We start from the raw sequence: 18375 nt of genomic DNA on the forward strand, positions 1-18375 counted from the left end.
CTTATTAAAAATCATTATAAATAAGACTTGTTAGAAACAATACTACATATCTTGGTTCCCATTGCTATTTTCACTTTTATAGCAGCCTTTACCTTATTTGCAGTATATGCCGAGCGTAAGATCGCGGGATTTGTACAAGATCGTCTAGGACCGATGGAAACAGGAAAGTATGGCAGTCTCCAAACGATTGCCGACATTCTCAAATTATTACAAAAAGAATTAATTACCCCCTCATCGGCCGATAAAATACTCTTTAGAGTTGCTCCTATCGTTATTTTCGTTGCTGTATTTACAGGTTTTGCCGTTATTCCCTGGGCCAAAGATTTTATCCCAGCGGATACACATACAGGCTTGTTCTTTATTATGGCCATCATCTCCATTGATGCTTTGGGCATTTTAATGGCAGGTTGGGGATCTAACAACAAATATTCTTTATTGGGTTCCATGCGTGCCATTGCACAGATGGTATCCTATGAAATACCGGTAGGCCTTTCGCTGATTGCTGTAGTGATGCTAACCCAGACCCTAAATTTGAATGAAATTGCTATTGGACAAGGAATTCTAACTCATGGAAGCATTAAATTCTTTGGTTTTTGGGAAGTCAATGAGATCGGAGGCCTTTTCGCCTGGAACATCTTTCAGGCCCCACATTTGATTATTACCTACATCATATTCTTTATTGCTACCCTTGCCGAGTGTAATCGTGCACCCTTTGATATCCCGGAAGCCGAATCTGAATTAGTTGGTGGTTTCCATACAGAATATGGGGGCATACAATTTGCCTTTATCTTTTTGGCCGAGTATGCCATGATGTTTTTGGTATCGATGTTGGGAGTTGTTCTCTTCTTAGGCGCTTGGAATACACCATTACCAAACATAGGTGCAATACGCTTGGCCGATTGGACCACAGGTTTAGTGTGGGGAATATTTTGGACATTAGCCAAATCATTATTTATTGTTGGTATCCAAATGTGGATTCGATGGACATTACCACGGTTACGTGCAGACCAGCTGATGAGTTTATGTTGGAAAGTATTGACACCGCTGGCTTTTCTTTGTATGGCCATCTCTGCAATTTGGCGAATTTTAGTTATAGCATAGGATATGATATTTAAAACAGCTTCGCATGCATTTCGTACGGCAATCAAGGGTTTATCTTTGACTGTTAAGCACTTGTTTGGTGCCCGACGTTCGCGAACAGAATTGAATATCAAGAAAGACAATTACTTTGATCAACAAGAAGGTATTGTCACCGTACAATACCCGCGTGAAAAAATGCCAATCCCCGAAGTTGCCCGCTATCAATTGCAAGTCGATATCGAGGACTGTATTGTATGTGATCTATGCGCAAAGGCTTGTCCTGTCGACTGCATCGAAATCGAAGCCATCAAATCACCGGAAGCGATTGGAAAAACTTCCGATGGCAGCGTTAAAAGACTATATCCGGCCAAATTCAATATTGATATGGCCAAATGTATGTACTGTGGCCTTTGTACTGTGGTATGTCCGACGGAATGTATTACCATGACCAATGAATATGACCGCAGTTCTCAAAAACTGACCGATCTTATCTATGGTTTTTCAGATATGACCGATAGTGAGGTCGCACAGCGCAAAGCAGAGTGGACCAAGTTTCAAGCTGAAAAGGAGGCAGCAAAGCAAAAATAAAAGATGGAAAGTATTTTATTCTACGCCTTTGCTACCCTAGCAATCGGTTCAGCACTTTTACTGGTCAATCTTAAAAATATCGCGCGTGCATTGTTCCTGTTTTTTATTGTGTTATTTGCTATGGCAGGACTCTACTTATTTGCTTTAGCCGATTTTGTAGCTATCACGCAAATTATGGTGTATGTCGGAGGCGTGCTCATATTGATGTTATTTGCCTTTATGCTCTCCAACAAAGAACTCCTGAAAGACCTTCAGGATAGCAGCGGTTCATTCTTAACCATGCCTAAGTGGCAGACGGTTCCCATCGTACTTGGCTTTCTATTGCTTATGCTATACGGCATTGTTGAATGGCAACAAGCACCATCTGCGTGGATTTTACAAGCTAGGGAAAATAACACCGAGATTGTCGCAACAGATAATAACATTCATCAGATTGGTTTACGTTTTATGACCTTTTACGTTTTACCATTTGAAATTATATCCGTGTTTTTGATGATGGCCTTGATCGGAGCCTCACATCTATCCAGAAAGGAGCGTACAATATGATTACGCTGACGCATTTCTTAGTTGTCAGTGCCTGCATCTTTTGCATTGGTCTTTATACTGTACTTTCCAAGAAAAATGCGATCATGATTCTGGTGGGTATTGAATTGATGATCAATGCCGCCATCCTGAACTTTGTTGCTTTTGGAAAATACGACAAGGTCAGTTATGGTGGGCAAATTTTTGCCCTGTTTGCCATCGTTCTCGCAGCGGCTGCAGTTGCTGTTGGATTGGCTATTGTATTAAATGTCTATCGGCATTACAAAACCATTAATCCGGATGAGATCAACCAATTAAAAGACAAGTAAGCATTGGATCAATTTGTTCACATATCGCCCCTTCTGACCGCACTGTTTACCTTGGCAGCGCCATTTGTGGCATTCCTATATCAAGCAATAGCAGGCAAACGCGACCAGTCGGGCCTAGTTTCTCTCGCAGCTATCATCCTCAGTTTTATCGCTGGAGGGTTGACCTGGTTCTCCATATGGAATAATCCGGCAGTATCAATGCAAGTAAGCTGGTTCACTATTGGTGAAACATCATTTAAAGTTGGTATCCTGCTGAACAATTTGAGCACGTTGATGCTTTTTTTGGTACCGACGGTTGCCCTACCCGTACATATATACTCCAGAGCCTATATGCATGGAGATTCAGGTATTCACCGCTATTGGATGTATCTCAGCTTATTCTGTTTTGCGATGTTGGGATTGGTTATTATGGACAGCCTGCTATTGATGTATGTTTTTTGGGAATTAGTCGGTTTCGCATCGTATCTCCTCATCGGCTTCTGGTTCACACGTGAAACAGCTGTACAAGCCAATAAAAAAGCATTTTTGGTCAATCGCATCGGCGACCTCGGGTTTCTAATTGGGCTTGCGATCCTATTTACACAGTTCAAAACCCTCAATTTAATCGATCTCTTTGGGGACAATGGCTTGATTTATCAATCCACAATCGCCCAAGGATTATGGACATCTCCAGTCAATAGCTTACCTCAGATTTGGCTTACCATTGCAGGATTAGCCTTTTTCTTGGCAGCGATGGCTAAATCTGCACAATTTCCATTACATGTATGGCTTCCTGACGCCATGGAAGGTCCTACATCCGTATCCTCATTGATTCACGCCGCGACCATGGTTGCTGCAGGTGTATTCCTTTTGGCTACTGTATTTCCATTATTTAATGAATCTGCCTTATTATTTATTGCCATCATCGGTACAATAACCGCTGCTTTGGCCGCATACTTCGCGCTTGGCCAATACGACATCAAACGTATTCTTGCTTTTTCGACCATATCGCAGCTTGGTTTTATGATGGTTGGCATTGGCATTGGAACATGGGATGCTGCTTTATTTCATCTGACTACGCATGCCTTCTTTAAGTGTCTATTATTTCTTTCTGCCGGAGCTGTCATTCATGAAATGGCCCATCTCAAATCAAATAGCCAATTGGACTTTGATCCGCAGGATTTACGGAATATGGGTGGACTACGTCATTATATGCCAAAGACTTTCGTGCTGATGTGTATAGCTTCGCTAGCACTTGCAGGCTTCCCTTTGACTTCAGGTTATCTATCCAAAGACAGTATCGTCATCTCTTCCTTTGAATGGGCTCTTTCAAAAGGTAACTTATACCTTATCATCCCCGCGATTTTAATTCTAGTAAGTATTTTAACGGCTTTCTACATCGGTCGTCTGCTCTTTAAAGCCTTTTTTGGAGAGTTCAGACTGTTGAAACAGCTTCAGGGCAAACTACTGGATCATCCACTACATGAAGCCCCAAAGACCATGTTGATCCCCATGTTTGTTTTGGGACTATTCTGTCTATTCCCGGTATTCTCATTCAATCCGTTTTCTTATCATGATTCCTGGTTGATGGACGGCCTTTTATTGGATGAATATGCTTTTGCACCAAGCCATAGTGCACACCTTATTATCCCTGCAATACTGCTCCTTGGTTCGGTTATTGGCTGGATCATCGGCTGGAAATGGTATGTACAAAATAAATACCCGTTAAACCCCGCTAGCCAGGCATTAAAAGCCGCTTTCAACCAGGGTTATATCAACGAATTTTACCAAGCAGTCTTTGTGAATGGCATATTAAAATTAGCGCAGTTCTGTTATTGGTTTGATCGTCACATCGTTGACGCTTTCGTTTCTTTGATTCAGTTTATCGTCTTATCCCTTTCTCAGCTAAGTGTTTGGATAGACAAATATATTGTAGATGGTTTTGTTAATACGGTTGCTACTGTAGCCTATTGGACAGGCAATCAGGTTCGCCTGGTCCAAAATGGAAAGCTACAGACAACATTGTATTCCGTCTTTTTATTAGTTTTACTTGGTTTAATTTATCTTATATTCTTTTAGGAAATGCCTATTTTATCCTTATTGATATTTTTACCGCTATTGGCTACGGCGTTCATTCTCGCCCTACCAACACGCTATAAATCGAGTTACAAATATATTGCTTTAGCATTCACAGCAATACAATTTGTACTGGCCGGAATATGTTATGCACAATTTGATGCAAGCAAAACAGGAGTCCAAGATCTGGCGGGCTATCAATTTGTTGAGCAACTTTCCTGGATCCGATTAGATTTAGGATCAATAGGAAAACTAGAGATCGATTATCTTATTGGTATTGATGGGATCTCCATGCCCTTGTTATTGCTGAGTGCATTCGTTATGCTGATGGCTATAGGTGCCTCCTGGAATATTCAGAAAAGTCCTAAGGGATACTTTGCCTTGCTCATGGTACTTAATATGGCCGTTATGGGGATTTTCTGCGCATTGGATTTCTTCCTATTTTATTTGTTTTATGAAGTCATGTTACTGCCACTCTACTTCTTGATCGGTATCTGGGGTGGTGCAAGACGCGAATATGCAGCTATAAAATTCTTTTTATATACCCTATTCGGGTCTGTATTTATGTTGTTGATTATCGTCGGATTGTATTTTTCAGTAATCAACCCCTTGACTGGAGCACATACCTTCAACATGATCTATATGATGAATCCACAGAATTATCTTGAGGGTTCTATTTTCGGCTGGGAAGGTTATCAGGAGATTTTGGGCATTTCCGCTCGTCTGGTCGGTTTCATTGTGCTCTTTTTTGCCTTTGCTATTAAAGTACCCATTGTTCCGTTACATACTTGGCTACCGGATGCGCACGTTGAAGCGCCAACACCAGTATCTATTATTCTTGCCGGTATTCTCCTGAAAATTGGTGGTTACGGTATCATCCGTATCTGTTACAGCATCTTTCCCGATATGGCTGCCTTATCCAATTGGTGGTTGGGCTTAATTGGTGTTGTTTCCATTATTTATGGTGCTTTGAATGCCTTATCACAAAAAGACCTGAAACGAATGATTGCCTATTCATCGGTTTCACATATGGGCTTTGTGCTGCTTGGTGTTGCATCGCTGACTGCAGAAGGTATTTCTGGCGCCATGTTTCAGATGATTTCGCATGGATTCTTATCTGCGGCACTCTTTTTCCTAGTTGGTGTGGTCTATGACCGTGTACATGATAGAAATATCTATAGTTTCCGTGGCTTAGCTCAAATTATGCCCAAATACACAGGTTATGTCGCTGTGGCATTTTTTGCGTCCCTAGGCCTACCCGGCTTTTCAGCTTTTATTGGCGAAGCCTTTGTCATTATCGGTTCCTTCAATGCCGCGAGTATAGGAACTGGATTACCGCGCTGGATGGCACTAGCGGGATCCATAGGTATCCTATTAAGTGCAGCCTATTTACTTTGGACACTGCAACGCATGTTCTTTGGACAAATTCGCTTAAAAGGCGGAGACTCCTGGAGTAATGCTCTGACAGACTTAAATATACGCGAACAAGTGATCTTATTTCCTACCCTAGCGCTCGCGCTATTACTTGGAATTATGCCGGCATTGGTATTTAACAACCTAAACGCCAGTGTTCTGAATCTCGTGAGTTTTATCCAACAATTTATCTAATTCAGCATGCTCGCATTCAGTCCATATATCAGTTCTTTCATCGATCAGATTATCGTAAGCGTTCCTTATTTTAAGCCCGAACTGACATTGATCGTCACTTTTATTGGTACTATCCTCGCTAGTCTTTTTATTGACAGACACTGGAAGAATACCTCTTTTGTCATCACCCTCGTTGGCTTATTGCTAAGTGGTTGTTACCTTGTGGGCCAGGGACTCAGTAAGGTCGAGGCAACAGGCTTCTTTGATATGATCCATATTGATGCATTTGCTGTAGCTGCACGTTTGATTATGCTGTTGTCGACAATGCTCATCTGTATCTTCATCCAACAACGGCAGCAAGACCGTCCCTTAGGCGACCTATACGCCGTGCTATTGGCCGCAACCCTTGGCCTGAACCTGCTGACGATGACGAGTAACTGGCTGATGATCTTTATCGCTGTGGAGACTGTTTCGATCAGCTCCTATATTATGGTTGGCTATTTTTCTTCCACAAAGGTTCAATCGGAAGCTGCTTTAAAATATGTCCTGTTTGGATCCATTTGTGCCGCCGTTATGCTCTATGGCTTGTCTTTACTATACGGTTTCACGGGAAACCTGAATTTTGATGCACCAAGCCACATTGCCGGCTTGATGGAAGCACCTCAGATTATGATCAGCATTGCTTTATTATTTTTGCTGACAGGTATTGGATTCAAACTCAGTTTTTTTCCCTTTCATGTCTGGAGCCCGGATGTTTATCAAGGTGCCCCAACAGTGATTACCACCTATCTTGCTACTGTACCCAAAATTGCGGTCGTTGTTCTTTTGTCCAAGATATTCTCCGCATGGCTCAATGTCTCCTTTTATTTCAGCGATTTTCTGACTTATGTGATTATTGCGATCGCCATCGCAACCATGCTGATTGGTAATTTAGCCGCTTTGCGTCAACAGGATGCCAAAAGGATGATGGCCTACTCTTCCATTGGGCATACGGGTATACTCCTTATGGCTGTATTGGTTTATCAAAATAATGAATCAAATGTGCTGTTATTTTATCTATCCATATACGCTTTGATGAATATTGCGGTATTCATCTTTATTGATGCTTTGGAAGCTAGTTTAGAAAATACTTCAATTGAATCGTATCGCGGCTTAGGAAAGCAGTACCCACTGCTGTTCACCTCCTTTTCAATTGTTTTAATCGCTTTGGTCGGCCTACCTCCTACTGCGGGTTTTGTTGGGAAACTTTTGGTCTTTTCCAAAGTATTCGAGCAATACCAAAACTTCCAATCCTTTAGTTTGCTGGCATTACTCCTAGTGGGTGCATTGACATCTGTCATCTCCCTATTTTATTATTTTAAGATACCACTGAATGCGTTTCTAAGGGAAAATACGGGATCTCCAGCGGTTAAATTCAATGTGCTACTCTTGTGTATTGGAATCTTATGTACCGTGGCCGTGTTGATCTTAGGTATCTTTCCCGATTTATTACTTTCGGCATTCTAGAAAACAGGAAACTTCTTTCATTTTAATAAGTTTATCGTCCAATTCATTCCCTTAATGTCTGCGTTGAATAGTAAGAATAACTCCATAATATATTTTATATTTCCTCAATAAAAGTATTATCTACGGTTGAGGAGAGACCAATAAATTGTTTTTTATGTAAAGCGCAATTAAATTGCATATAAAAAGCAATTTATCTAAGTTTGTACCATGATTAGTGCAATAGCAAATCCAATTTTTCAGCGTGCTATCCAGGATTACCACGTATACGACCAGATTGATCATCCAATCCAAAATCCGTATGACAAACAATCCCTGGAACATCTCCTCTATTTAAAATGCTGGATTGACACGGTGCAATGGCATATGGAAGATGTGGTACGTAATCCCTCAATTGAACCCCAAGAAGGCTTATACTGGAAAAGACGTATTGATGAATCCAATCAGTACCGCACAGATACCGTAGAGTATATTGATAGTTATTTTCTACAAAAATTTCAAGATATAGAGGCGAGCCCTACAGCAACAATCAATACTGAAAGTCCGGCCTGGGCTATTGATAGACTTTCCATTCTGGCGTTAAAAATCTACCACATGGAGCAGGAAACATTGCGCACAGATGCTTCCGAAGCACATATCATTTCCTGCCAAGAAAAGCTGAACGTTTTATTGGAACAACGGAAAGATTTGTCCAAAAGTATTGATGAATTGATGACCGCAATCGCATCTGGCGACAAATACATGAAGGTTTATAAACAGATGAAAATGTATAACGACCCTTCATTGAACCCTGTCCTATATTCTTCAGGAAAATAAAACATGTCCTTACCGCAACGGATCATAGTAACGCGATTTTCAGCTATGGGTGATGTTGCCATGGTTGCCTCCGTATTGAAAGAATTCTGCATTCAGTACCCTGATGTAGAAATTATTATGGTCAGCAGGCAATTCTTTGCACCATTTTTTGATGGAATAAAAAACATACGGTTTCACGCCATTGAGCCCAAAACAATTCATAAAGGTTTTTTTGGTTTGGTCAGGCTAAAGAAAGAGCTAGCACAGTACGGCGCAGATGCTATTGTGGACTTACATTTCAATTTGCGTTCGCGTGTAATTGATCTATTATTTTCCTTATCGGGCGTAAAAGTAAAGCAGCTTGACAAAGGGCGGGAAGAAAAAAAAGCCTTAACCCGGGAAAACAACAAGATTAAAGTTCCACTGAAACTAACCGTAGAGCGCTATGCAGATGTATTTCGTGCATTAGGCTTCAAATTTGAGCTCAGTAACAACTTGGCGCCTAATTTGCAGGATGTACCCAAAGCTGCATTTAATATGTTCGCGAATTTCGATCGAAAGAAAATTGGCATTGCCCCATTTGCACAACATCATTATAAGATTTTCCCTCAAACCAAAATGGAAAATGTGATAGACGAACTCACGCACAATGGCTACGATGTTTTGTTGTTCGGCGGTGGCGAACAAGAGTTCCTAATTGCCCAAAACTGGACCGAGCGATTTCCCAACACCTATAATACCATAGGCAAATTCTCGCTGCGGGAGGAACTGGATTTGATTTCGAACCTAGATCTCATAATCAGTATGGACTCTTCCGGACTTCATATGGCATCGTTAATGGGCGTAAGGTGTCTTTCTTTGTGGGGAGCAACGCATCCTTGTGCTGGATTCACAGGTTATGGGCAGCAGCTAACAGATTGCATCCAAGTTGAGCACCCCAATAGACCGAGTTCGGTGTACGGCAATAAGCCGTGTAACTGTGATGGTATAGAGGCGATCGATTTAATTACATCAGAAATGGTGATTGAAAAAATAAGAGCAATAGAATGAAAATAGGATTCGATGCAAAACGCTATTTCTTAAACAAAACCGGTCTGGGAAATTATAGTCGCGACCTCATTCGTATACTCGAAAAGTATGCTCCCGAAAATGAGTATCTGAAATATACACCAAAAACTGGTGATCAATATATCAATCAACCAGCATCTCAAAAAAATATCCGGTTGCCACAGGGTTTTATCAACACTACTTGGCCTAATCTCTGGCGTAATCAACGTATTGTTCGGGATTTGAAAAAAGATAAAGTTGATATTTACCATGGACTGTCTGGTGAAATTCCATTAGGTTTAGCAAAGGCACATATTAAATCTATTGTTACCATTCATGATTTAATTTTTTTGAGACATCCTGAACTTTATCATCCAATTGATCGTTGGATTTATAAGAAGAAATTCAAGCATGCCTGCGAGGCATCTGATCGTATCGTTGCCATAAGCGAATGTACTAAAAACGATATTGTCGAACTCTTTCATATACCCGAAGAAAAAATTGATGTCGTTTATCAGGGATGTCATGAATCATTCAAAACTATCAAAACTGAAGAGCAGAAGACGGAACTTAGAAACAAGTTAAAATTACCAAAGGATTTTCTATTAAATGTTGGAACGATTGAACCGAGAAAGAATATCTTACCAACAGTGAAAGCGATTAAAGACATCGATATTCCCCTTGTTATTGTAGGAAAACCAACTCGCTATCACCGAGAGATCATGGATTATATCCGACATAACAACATGGAGAATAGGATCTTCTTTTTCCAAGGGTTAGCGATGGAAGAATTGGCCATTCTCTATGCATCGGCAACGATTTTCATTTATCCCTCAATTTATGAAGGCTTTGGCATTCCTATTATAGAGGCGCTTTACTCTGGTACACCTGTGATCACCAGTAAAATGGGCGTCTTCCCAGAAGCTGGGGGGCCGGCATCTTGCTATATTGACCCTACAAATATTGCAGAGATAAAGCATGCCATAGCGACGCTGCTTGTCGATTCATCCAAGCGCAATGAAATGATCGAAAAGGGACTGGACTTTGTGCAGAAGTTTAATGATGAACATGTTGCCAAACAAATGGCTAACATTTACGCCAGCTTATAAGTTGATCGATTGGCCCGTTGAAATAAAATACTTCTTCAATACATGAAGAGAAACAAACTTTTCTTGTGCCTGATTCAAAAATAATTTCACATAAGCGTTAGCCTGTCTTACTATTTTTTCGGCCGCCTCAGGATGATCGATGTAAAACTGTAGCTTTTCTTCCAAATCCGAATAATCACTTTTAATACAGATAAAATGATGGTCTGGCAGTAGAGTTCCCTCCATAAACCAGGTTTCATATGTCGGCATCGGCATGACAGCGATGGAATTTGACGACATGATCCATTTTAAGTTGGTTGCAACATCATTCCCTTCCAGGGCAAGAATAAATTTGTAAGACAAATGCCCTGTGATAGAAAGATAATCCGGATCAGATGACTTGAACGCTCTTTTTAAATCACATAATGGATGATTATGGTATTGTTGAAAAAATAGTTCCCGATGTGCCTGTGCAAACTCACTCCTCCCAACAAGTCTATTTTTCTTCTTCCGAAAAGCAATATGGTCGGTAATAAAGTTAAAGTGCCGGCTCTTATCCAGGTTCAACAATACCGAGTTGGCATTGTCACCTGCGATTGGCCTACTTTTCACTAAGGCAGGTTTATCCGGAATAGCAATAATATCACCTGGAAGGATCTGAAATTTCAGTTGCTGATTAAAATAATCAAGAAATTGTTTACTATCAAAATAATAAACACGAATATTCTCGGGCATCTTATAATCTTTGATCGGAATTGCATCGATTGACAAAGACCGCTGCGGAGCTAGTTTATTATAATAGTTTATCCGGAACCGAACCCATTCAGGCTGCTGGGTCAAATCTCTGTTCAGCAACACCGAGGCCTTTTTCCGTAGCAGAAACTTTGGTCTCAGCTGTCGTCCGAATACACTTAAATAATAAAAGAATTTAACATTCTTATTTTTTAAAAAGATCTTCTTGAAATTCAACTTCATAGCATATATAAGAAATAAGAGCTGTCGCTATCTAATCGTCCTTAGGTTTGACCACAGGTACACGAAGCTGCATTTTTTTCCAATGTAGTGAGCGATCGCCATAAATCAGAATCTTACTTAGTTTATACTTGAACTTCAAAAGTCCTTGATAATCGTCGGTAATACGACGATAGGCAACCTGAGGATCTTCTTCTAAAACCCGATTTATTGCTTCCGTATAGACCGTTGGTCCTGTCATCTGATGGACATCACGTGGATATCTATTTTCCTCGATATTTCGTACGATCAATTCAATCGTCTTTTTCAGGAATGGGTGTCCTTTATCGTAGATCAATGCCCATTGTGCATAAAGACTTCTATTCTTCTCATGCGTAATAACCGCCGTATCTTCTGGTTTAATCACTTCATCCAAAACGCCAATAATATCACTATCTAAATCTAAATAGATACCGCCATGAACATACAAAACCGCATATCTAAAAAAATCCGCTTTAGCGGCACCGATCTGCAACCGCGCGAAGGCCTCGTAAGTACGTTGATCAAAATTTTCTCTAATGAGCGTATCGATTTGTGCATCATCAAAAAACTGTCTAGTATAGCCTTTATTTCGTTTTAGAAATCGCCAAATATAAAACTTTGTCAACAAGGGTATCTTATTGGTCTTAAAAGTCTGATAGATAACTTTTGGAATCGCCACTTGGAATAAAAATTAAATTATGGTAATAAACAGCGTGTATAGTGATGTAAAAATAAATTCAAAACTATAAAACATGCAAAAATAACGATATATCCCTTACAAACACGTATTTTCTAATATTTAGTTAATCGTCTAGTGTTAATCAGAACAATACCTATTCACTTCACAAACATTTCATTTTTTTTATATTTTATTACAAAAAATATGTAATATATTTGTCACAAAGCAATAAAGCCCACCTCGGTGATCTACATTGTGAAAACATTAAATGTCATTTTTTCAACTAAATTGTAACGAATAAGTGAGCTTTCACGTTACAATAGCGTATGGTCCAATTTTTCAATTATATCGTATACCTTGAGTCAAAAAATAAGCGCTTTAATCATTACATACAATGAAGAGGATAATATAGTAGAAGTCCTCAAAAGCATGGAGTTTGCAGATGAGATCATCGTTTTGGATTCATTCAGTACTGATCGAACGGTTGAGCTATCCGGTCTGCACCCCAAAGTGAAAATTTATCAGAACAAATTTGAGGATTTCACCAAACAGCGCAATTTGGCCCTGACTTATGCGAATAACGATTGGGTGCTTTTTTTGGATGCCGATGAGCGTTTGACTTCAGCATGCCAAACGGAGATATTATCGACAATAAACGATCCGCAAGCAAAAGACGCGTATTACATGTATCGTTTATTTTTCTTTTGTGGCGAACGCATTAATTTTTCGGGAACACAAAATGATAAGAATTTCCGTCTGTTCAAAAAAAGTAAAGCAACATACGACACCAAAAAAAAGGTGCACGAGACATTACTGGTTAATGGCACGATTGGTAGCTTAAAAAACAAGATATGGCATTATTCCTTCGCAGACTACGCGAGTTACAAGGAAAAAATGGTCCATTATGGTCAGCTTAAAGGGAAAGAACTATACGCTAAAAATAAGCGGTACTCACTCTTAAGTCATCTGGCGAAAGTGTCCTTTAAATTTTTTAAGGCATACTTTTTGAAACTAGGAATATTAGATGGGCGACGAGGATACCAACTTTGCTACTTACAGAGTCTCAGTGTACATGAAACTTTTAAGTCATTGAAAAGAGAAGAAAAAAAATGAAGATTTGCATTATAAGCTTTGATTACTGGAATTACGACCACCACATTGTTAAGAAATTACAAGAGAAGGGTATTGATGCATCACATATCAATATGGGTGCCTATAAATACAAAAACTTCGGTGAGCGGGCTTCTAATGCAATCAGCAAAATTTTTCTGAATAAAAACATCAAACATGTAAAACGTCAGGAGTACGTAGTAAATACACTGAAAAAACTAGGTCCCCAAGATCAGATACTCGTTCTAAATCCCCATACATTAGATTATCAGACCATCAAAGAGATCAAATCATATACACCTTACTTAATTTCTTATCTCTATGACAACCTGGAGCGTTTTCCTGTAGAGGACCGTCTTAAGTTATTTGATAAGATCTACTCATTTGAGGACAAAGATGTAAAAAAATATGGCTTTGAAAAGATAACAAACTACAACTATCTTTCAGAACAACCCATTCAGGCCGAAGAAATCGAAAATGATTTATTCTACATTACTTCCTATGATAAACGACGTATTAAGCTCCTTCGCAAACTCACGGTTCGTCTATCTGCATTGGAAGTACGGAGTAAGATTATTGTAGTTGGAAAACAAGTATGGAAAGAGAAACTACGTAACTTTATATTAAGACCGGTTGGTTCAACGCTCATAGAATTCCGGAAAAAGCCAATAAATAATGAAAAAATACTAGAAGAGTATAAAAAATCCAAAGTTATCATCGATTTAATGCGCGAAGGACAGGCTGGATTAAGTTTTCGGATTTTTGAAGCGATGGCTCTCGGAAAAAAGATTATAACTGATAATCAATCTATTCAGACCTATGACTTTTATAAACCAGAAAACTTTTTGATTGTTAATGACGATCTTTCCAATATTGAAAATCAATTTTTCACCTTGTCATATCAGAGAATACCGACAAGCTTATATCAAAAATATTCCCTTAATCATTGGGTAGATCATATTTTTGGAATTTCTTCGACGTTTGAATCTAAAAATATGATCTCCAGCTATTAGGGAGTATACCAGATTAAAATACTGTTTTAATTCTCCAAAATCCGAAATATCCAATTATCAAAATTATATCTATCCACTATTTCTGGATGAATTTCAGCATAAGGAGCATTCAAAAATTCACCTAAAGTGCGCTCATCATTATCCAAAACATAGATATTATTCGGGTGATAAAAATCATAACTCTTAACTTCATTATTATTTGTTATCAGCTTTCTACTGTATCCAATTGCTTCGAATACACGAAAAGACAATCCACTATGAGCATCCACTAAAAAGTCGACAAGGATTTCATTCTGCAACGCTAAATGAATATTTTCTTCATAGGCCAAAGGAGAACTAATATATGTGATACCCGCTAACTGGTACTCGCCCGGCAAATCCCGCTCTCCAGTATATAAATAGAAATTAGGTGTACCATTGTTTTGCACAATAAGGTCAACAGCATCTTTAGTTTGCGACCACCTTACCTTCATAAAAGTTCCGACAAAAAAGAAAGAAGATTTTTTTGGTATTACTTCACGCCTATTGAAATGCCCAAAATAAAAATTGGTAGTTGGAATGAATCTATCATCCTCCCGATTGGCGTCTTTATGGTCAAATACAAAAAAGCGATCAAACTTTGAGACAAGTCGCTTTACTGCCGGATATCGATCAATGCCATCCCATTGATAAGCGATCAATTTATTTGTCTTCGACTTTATTTGATCAATAATTTCCTCGGGATAAATATCAGGTCGAATCAATAAGCAATAATCTGTCGGATGTTTCATCGTCTGCAAGCACCGCATCACATTTTCTCCCAATGCCTTAAACTTCAATCTATTTTTGTACCCTTTGTCTTTCAGGACTGTTTTCCGATACAGGTTAACAAGTCTATCCCAAAGATTTCGGTACTTGAAAACATCATCATCATAGCTAATATCAATCACCTCAAATCCGAGCTGGTCAAGCCTACTTATCAATACCTTATAAATACTGAACGTTCTTGGCATTCCAAGAATAATTCTTTTTTTTCGATCGCTCATCCTATTCTTTTTAGCTGATGGAATTCCAAAATTACCGTTTGAATCAAACAGAATAAAATAAAATCGTAACTTTGTCAACGTCTAGATATTTTATATAAGATGTTATCGTATTTTACCCATTCAAGTCCGTTTTCAAAGTTAAAAGAATGCAAGAACGAACAACATTAGTCTTTGGTGCTCCTGAGGATTTTGGTTTTTCAGATGCAATAAAGGATGAGCTTACCAAGATTGGATATCATGTGGTAGATCTCTCTAAAATAAATAATAATTTTAAATACCCTAATCTTTCAACTAGGATTGTGAACCTAGTACGTAAAACTTTTCTGAAGGATAAAAAATATAAATCGACAATTCGTTCCAAGGTAATATCAGAAAATTTAATCGAAGAACTCGATAAATATCCTAATTTAAATTATGCATTATTCATTCGTCCAGATCTGTTTCCGTTGGATTTCTTTAAAAAAGTCAAAAATAAATTCAATAAAATAGTCGGTTACCATTGGGATGGCATTGATCGTTATGCGGGTGTCACCGATTATATTCCTTATTTCACCGATTTTTATGTTTTCGACCCAATAGATCTAAAATCTAAACTTAATGTTTTTGGTTGTACAAATTTTTATCTTCCCCACACTGTTTCGTCTTTAAATTATATAGAAACAGTAAGCGCATACTCCATCAATTCTTATCAAAAAGATAAAATTATACCTCTAACTGAAATTAAAAACACATTGGAATCTGCTTTGTTTCCATTCAATTTTATTATTTATTCGAAAAACAAAAACGAAATAAAAGAGGCCTATAACTTAGGGTTTAAAACAACATCATCAATGACTAATTATCAAGAAAATCTGCGAAATGTTTTGGCCTCGTCATTATTAATCGATGTGCAAATACAAAGCCAATCTGGTTTATCGTTCCGTATCTTTGAATCCATTGGTTATGAAAAAAAGCTGATTACGACTAATAAAGATATAGAAAATTATGAATTTTATGACCCTAATAACATTCTCATTTGGAACAATCAATCTCCTCAAGAATTTTTAAAATTTTATCATACTCCCTACAAGAAATTACCAAAAAGGATTAAAGAAAAGTATGCATTAGATAATTGGATAAAATTTGTTTTAAAGTCCAAGGATTTCGATCCCATTTCATTGCCAAAAAAATAGTCTGGCATAACATACATATATCAATCAATAATTTTAATATACATATTAGCAAATGCTTTTTTTTTGACTATCCCGTACTATTGTTTCAACTTTTTAAAAAATTAAAGCAGCAGGTTAAAATACTAGATTCGTCTCAACAGGAAGGCTAGATTCAGTAGTAAAACGGGCTGCATAAGCTTAGAAAATCGATGTATAAAAGTTAAAAATTAACATATATACTAATCTACCTCTAAATGATTTTCATTATATATGTGGCAAAATCTGATTAAAAACGTTTACATTTATTACACAATGTCTTTTTATTTTTAGCATTTCTATATATTGATAGTTTTATCGTGTAGAAATACTACTTTTTTAGTTCTTAGCGAGCTTGTTAATTCATTTAAAAATTGTACAACATATAAATATTCATTAGTAAATACAAACTATGACATATTTATATGTTCATAAAACAAAAAAATCATACATGTCAGAGGCAAAAGGAATTAATATTCTTGGTTATATTCACAAACAATTTGGACTAGGTGAGGCCGTTCGGAGCAATATCCGTTCTATCAAAAGTGCCAATATCCCTTATGTTATCAATGATGTCAAATTTGAGATATCTCCTGATATCAAAGAAGAACGTAATAACTCTATTGAGATTATCGATGAAAATCCATATTCGGTCAATCTGATACAGATAAATTTTGACAATTTTTCAAAAGTAATTTCATCAAATAATAAATCCTATTTGAAGGGGAAATATAACATTGGTTTTTGGGCATGGGAGTTAGATTATTTCCCGACAGACTTTCAGGATTATATTGAAATCTTAGACGAAATCTGGGTACCAAGTAATTTCTGTCAAAATGCCATTGCCCAAGTTTCAAACAAGCCGGTACTTCGGTTTATGCACTCCATTAAAATCCCGACTACACAACTTTCTCGCGAAGAACTTAATCTTCCAAAAGAAAAATTCATTTTTCTTTCAATGTTCGATTATCACAGTATATTAGAGCGAAAAAATCCTTACTCCACTATTTCAGCCTTCGAAAAGGCCTTTGGTGAAAACAATACACAAGCTGTTTTAATCATAAAAACATCTGTTGGAGATAAGTTCAAGGAAATGAGAGAAAAATTAAAGAATCGGATAAGAACAAATCCGGCCATCATCTTAATCGAAGAAATTCTACCAAGAGAAAGCTTGGACGCGTTGATTAATAATTGTGATGTTTTCGTTTCTTTACATCGATCCGAAGGTTTTGGTTTGACTTTAGCCGAAGCAATGTCTCTAGGTAAGCCTGTTATTGCGACCGCCTATTCTGGTAATTTAGATTTTATGAATTTTGAAAATAGTTGTCTTGTCCCGTATCAACTAATATCAACTAAAAATAATTATGTCTATACTGAAAATGCCGAGACACATTGGGCAGATCCTGATGTTGAATATGCAAGTAAACTGATGTTAAAGTTGTTTAATGAAAAAGACTTTAGGACTTGCATAGGAGAAAGAGCCAAAAATGAAGTAAAAAACCGATTAGATCCGGAAAATATAGGACTAGCTATCAAAAACAGATTAGATTATATTTATCAATTTTGCGTACCCAAAATTAAGATGGATATAAACCAAACGGTTTTTAACCTTCAGCAAGAAAACACGATTCTTACAAGTAAATTAGATGCTTTAAAAAGAACAAAGGTTGTTAAATGGAAGTTAAGGCTTAAAAACTTTACAAATAAAGTCTTCGGTAAAAACAAGACCTATATCTGGGAGGAATAAAAATACCTGTTTCATAAAGCGGTTCAG

Annotated in this window: 17 protein-coding genes; 14 read left to right on the top strand and 3 right to left on the bottom strand. The window is 37.8% G+C overall.

Annotated elements, in window-relative coordinates:
* Positions 1 to 27: 27 nt before the first annotated feature.
* From nuoH to B3297_RS12910, 10 genes are all read left to right on the top strand, one after another.
* The gene (nuoH, locus tag B3297_RS12865; protein ID WP_046672764.1) at positions 28 to 1101 is read left to right on the top strand and encodes an NADH-quinone oxidoreductase subunit NuoH; all 1074 of its coding nucleotides are present in this window, start codon (positions 28 to 30) and stop codon (positions 1099 to 1101) included.
* Positions 1102 to 1104: 3 nt separating this feature from the next.
* Entirely contained in the window at positions 1105 to 1668 is a 564-nt protein-coding gene (locus tag B3297_RS12870) for a NuoI/complex I 23 kDa subunit family protein (protein ID WP_046672765.1), read from the top strand.
* 3 nt (positions 1669 to 1671) lie between these two features.
* A complete protein-coding gene (locus B3297_RS12875) occupies positions 1672 to 2214 on the top strand; it encodes an NADH-quinone oxidoreductase subunit J (RefSeq protein ID WP_070561245.1) in 543 nt (180 codons plus the stop codon).
* On the top strand, positions 2211 to 2519 hold the full coding sequence (gene nuoK, locus B3297_RS12880; RefSeq protein ID WP_046672767.1) for an NADH-quinone oxidoreductase subunit NuoK: 309 nt from the start codon (positions 2211 to 2213) through the stop codon (positions 2517 to 2519). The genes B3297_RS12875 and nuoK overlap by 4 nt, the downstream gene beginning before the upstream one ends.
* Before the next feature lie 3 nt (positions 2520 to 2522).
* On the top strand, positions 2523 to 4577 hold the full coding sequence (locus B3297_RS12885) for an NADH-quinone oxidoreductase subunit L (protein ID WP_286778991.1): 2055 nt from the start codon (positions 2523 to 2525) through the stop codon (positions 4575 to 4577).
* A 3-nt stretch (positions 4578 to 4580) separates the two neighbouring features.
* Positions 4581 to 6182 carry a complex I subunit 4 family protein gene (locus B3297_RS12890; protein ID WP_286778992.1) on the top strand — a complete coding sequence of 534 codons (1602 nt, stop codon included), beginning with the start codon at positions 4581 to 4583 and terminating at the stop codon, positions 6180 to 6182.
* 6 nt (positions 6183 to 6188) lie between these two features.
* Positions 6189 to 7667 carry an NADH-quinone oxidoreductase subunit N gene (locus tag B3297_RS12895; RefSeq protein WP_286778993.1) on the top strand — a complete coding sequence of 493 codons (1479 nt, stop codon included), beginning with the start codon at positions 6189 to 6191 and terminating at the stop codon, positions 7665 to 7667.
* Between the two features lie 207 nt (positions 7668 to 7874).
* Complete coding sequence (locus B3297_RS12900; RefSeq protein WP_286709668.1) at positions 7875 to 8480, top strand: DUF4254 domain-containing protein; 606 nt, start codon at positions 7875 to 7877, stop codon at positions 8478 to 8480.
* 3 nt (positions 8481 to 8483) lie between these two features.
* Positions 8484 to 9509 carry a glycosyltransferase family 9 protein gene (locus B3297_RS12905; RefSeq protein WP_286778994.1) on the top strand — a complete coding sequence of 342 codons (1026 nt, stop codon included), beginning with the start codon at positions 8484 to 8486 and terminating at the stop codon, positions 9507 to 9509.
* A complete protein-coding gene (locus tag B3297_RS12910) occupies positions 9506 to 10615 on the top strand; it encodes a glycosyltransferase family 4 protein (protein WP_286727823.1) in 1110 nt (369 codons plus the stop codon). The genes B3297_RS12905 and B3297_RS12910 overlap by 4 nt, the downstream gene beginning before the upstream one ends.
* On the opposite strand, the gene B3297_RS12915 is transcribed toward B3297_RS12910, so the two are convergent.
* Together B3297_RS12915 and B3297_RS12920 are read right to left on the bottom strand one after the other, a co-directional pair.
* The gene (locus tag B3297_RS12915; RefSeq protein WP_286727824.1) at positions 10610 to 11569 is read right to left on the bottom strand and encodes a glycosyl transferase family 90; all 960 of its coding nucleotides are present in this window, start codon (positions 11567 to 11569) and stop codon (positions 10610 to 10612) included. The two genes, B3297_RS12910 and B3297_RS12915, sit on opposite strands and share 6 nt — an antisense overlap.
* Positions 11570 to 11600: 31 nt before the next feature.
* Positions 11601 to 12266: a glycosyltransferase family 32 protein gene (locus tag B3297_RS12920; protein ID WP_286727825.1), complete on the bottom strand. Its 666-nt coding sequence runs from the start codon at positions 12264 to 12266 to the stop codon at positions 11601 to 11603.
* 357 nt (positions 12267 to 12623) lie between these two features.
* Between B3297_RS12920 and B3297_RS12925 the strand changes: the two genes are divergently transcribed.
* Both B3297_RS12925 and B3297_RS12930 read left to right on the top strand, forming a co-directional pair.
* Complete coding sequence (locus B3297_RS12925; RefSeq protein ID WP_286727826.1) at positions 12624 to 13379, top strand: glycosyltransferase family 2 protein; 756 nt, start codon at positions 12624 to 12626, stop codon at positions 13377 to 13379.
* On the top strand, positions 13376 to 14389 hold the full coding sequence (locus tag B3297_RS12930; RefSeq protein ID WP_286727827.1) for a glycosyltransferase family protein: 1014 nt from the start codon (positions 13376 to 13378) through the stop codon (positions 14387 to 14389). The genes B3297_RS12925 and B3297_RS12930 overlap by 4 nt, the downstream gene beginning before the upstream one ends.
* 26 nt (positions 14390 to 14415) lie before the next feature.
* On the opposite strand, the gene B3297_RS12935 is transcribed toward B3297_RS12930, so the two are convergent.
* On the bottom strand, positions 14416 to 15414 hold the full coding sequence (locus B3297_RS12935; RefSeq protein ID WP_286727828.1) for a hypothetical protein: 999 nt from the start codon (positions 15412 to 15414) through the stop codon (positions 14416 to 14418).
* A gap of 146 nt (positions 15415 to 15560) precedes the next feature.
* Here B3297_RS12935 and B3297_RS12940 point away from each other — a divergent pair, with 146 nt between their 5' ends.
* Positions 15561 to 16586: a hypothetical protein gene (locus B3297_RS12940; RefSeq protein ID WP_286727829.1), complete on the top strand. Its 1026-nt coding sequence runs from the start codon at positions 15561 to 15563 to the stop codon at positions 16584 to 16586.
* Positions 16587 to 17013: 427 nt separating this feature from the next.
* Positions 17014 to 18348, top strand: a complete 1335-nt coding sequence (locus B3297_RS12945) for a glycosyltransferase (protein WP_286778995.1) — start codon at positions 17014 to 17016, stop codon at positions 18346 to 18348.
* The last annotated feature ends 27 nt before the right edge of the window (positions 18349 to 18375 follow it).

The sequence above is a fragment of the Sphingobacterium sp. UBA3519 genome (genome assembly GCF_002377215.1).
GTDB lineage: Bacteria > Bacteroidota > Bacteroidia > Sphingobacteriales > Sphingobacteriaceae > Sphingobacterium > Sphingobacterium multivorum.

Coding starts and splice junctions, on each gene's coding strand:
- B3297_RS12870 (WP_046672765.1), top strand. CDS start 1,105: ATGATATTTAAAACAGCTTCGCATGCATTTCGTACGGCAATCAAGGGT.
- B3297_RS12875 (WP_070561245.1), top strand. CDS start 1,672: ATGGAAAGTATTTTATTCTACGCCTTTGCTACCCTAGCAATCGGTTCA.
- nuoK (WP_046672767.1), top strand. CDS start 2,211: ATGATTACGCTGACGCATTTCTTAGTTGTCAGTGCCTGCATCTTTTGC.
- B3297_RS12890 (WP_286778992.1), top strand. CDS start 4,581: ATGCCTATTTTATCCTTATTGATATTTTTACCGCTATTGGCTACGGCG.
- B3297_RS12895 (WP_286778993.1), top strand. CDS start 6,189: ATGCTCGCATTCAGTCCATATATCAGTTCTTTCATCGATCAGATTATC.
- B3297_RS12900 (WP_286709668.1), top strand. CDS start 7,875: ATGATTAGTGCAATAGCAAATCCAATTTTTCAGCGTGCTATCCAGGAT.
- B3297_RS12905 (WP_286778994.1), top strand. CDS start 8,484: ATGTCCTTACCGCAACGGATCATAGTAACGCGATTTTCAGCTATGGGT.
- B3297_RS12910 (WP_286727823.1), top strand. CDS start 9,506: ATGAAAATAGGATTCGATGCAAAACGCTATTTCTTAAACAAAACCGGT.
- B3297_RS12915 (WP_286727824.1), bottom strand. CDS start 11,569: ATGAAGTTGAATTTCAAGAAGATCTTTTTAAAAAATAAGAATGTTAAA.
- B3297_RS12930 (WP_286727827.1), top strand. CDS start 13,376: ATGAAGATTTGCATTATAAGCTTTGATTACTGGAATTACGACCACCAC.
- B3297_RS12935 (WP_286727828.1), bottom strand. CDS start 15,414: ATGAGCGATCGAAAAAAAAGAATTATTCTTGGAATGCCAAGAACGTTC.
- B3297_RS12940 (WP_286727829.1), top strand. CDS start 15,561: ATGCAAGAACGAACAACATTAGTCTTTGGTGCTCCTGAGGATTTTGGT.
- B3297_RS12945 (WP_286778995.1), top strand. CDS start 17,014: ATGACATATTTATATGTTCATAAAACAAAAAAATCATACATGTCAGAG.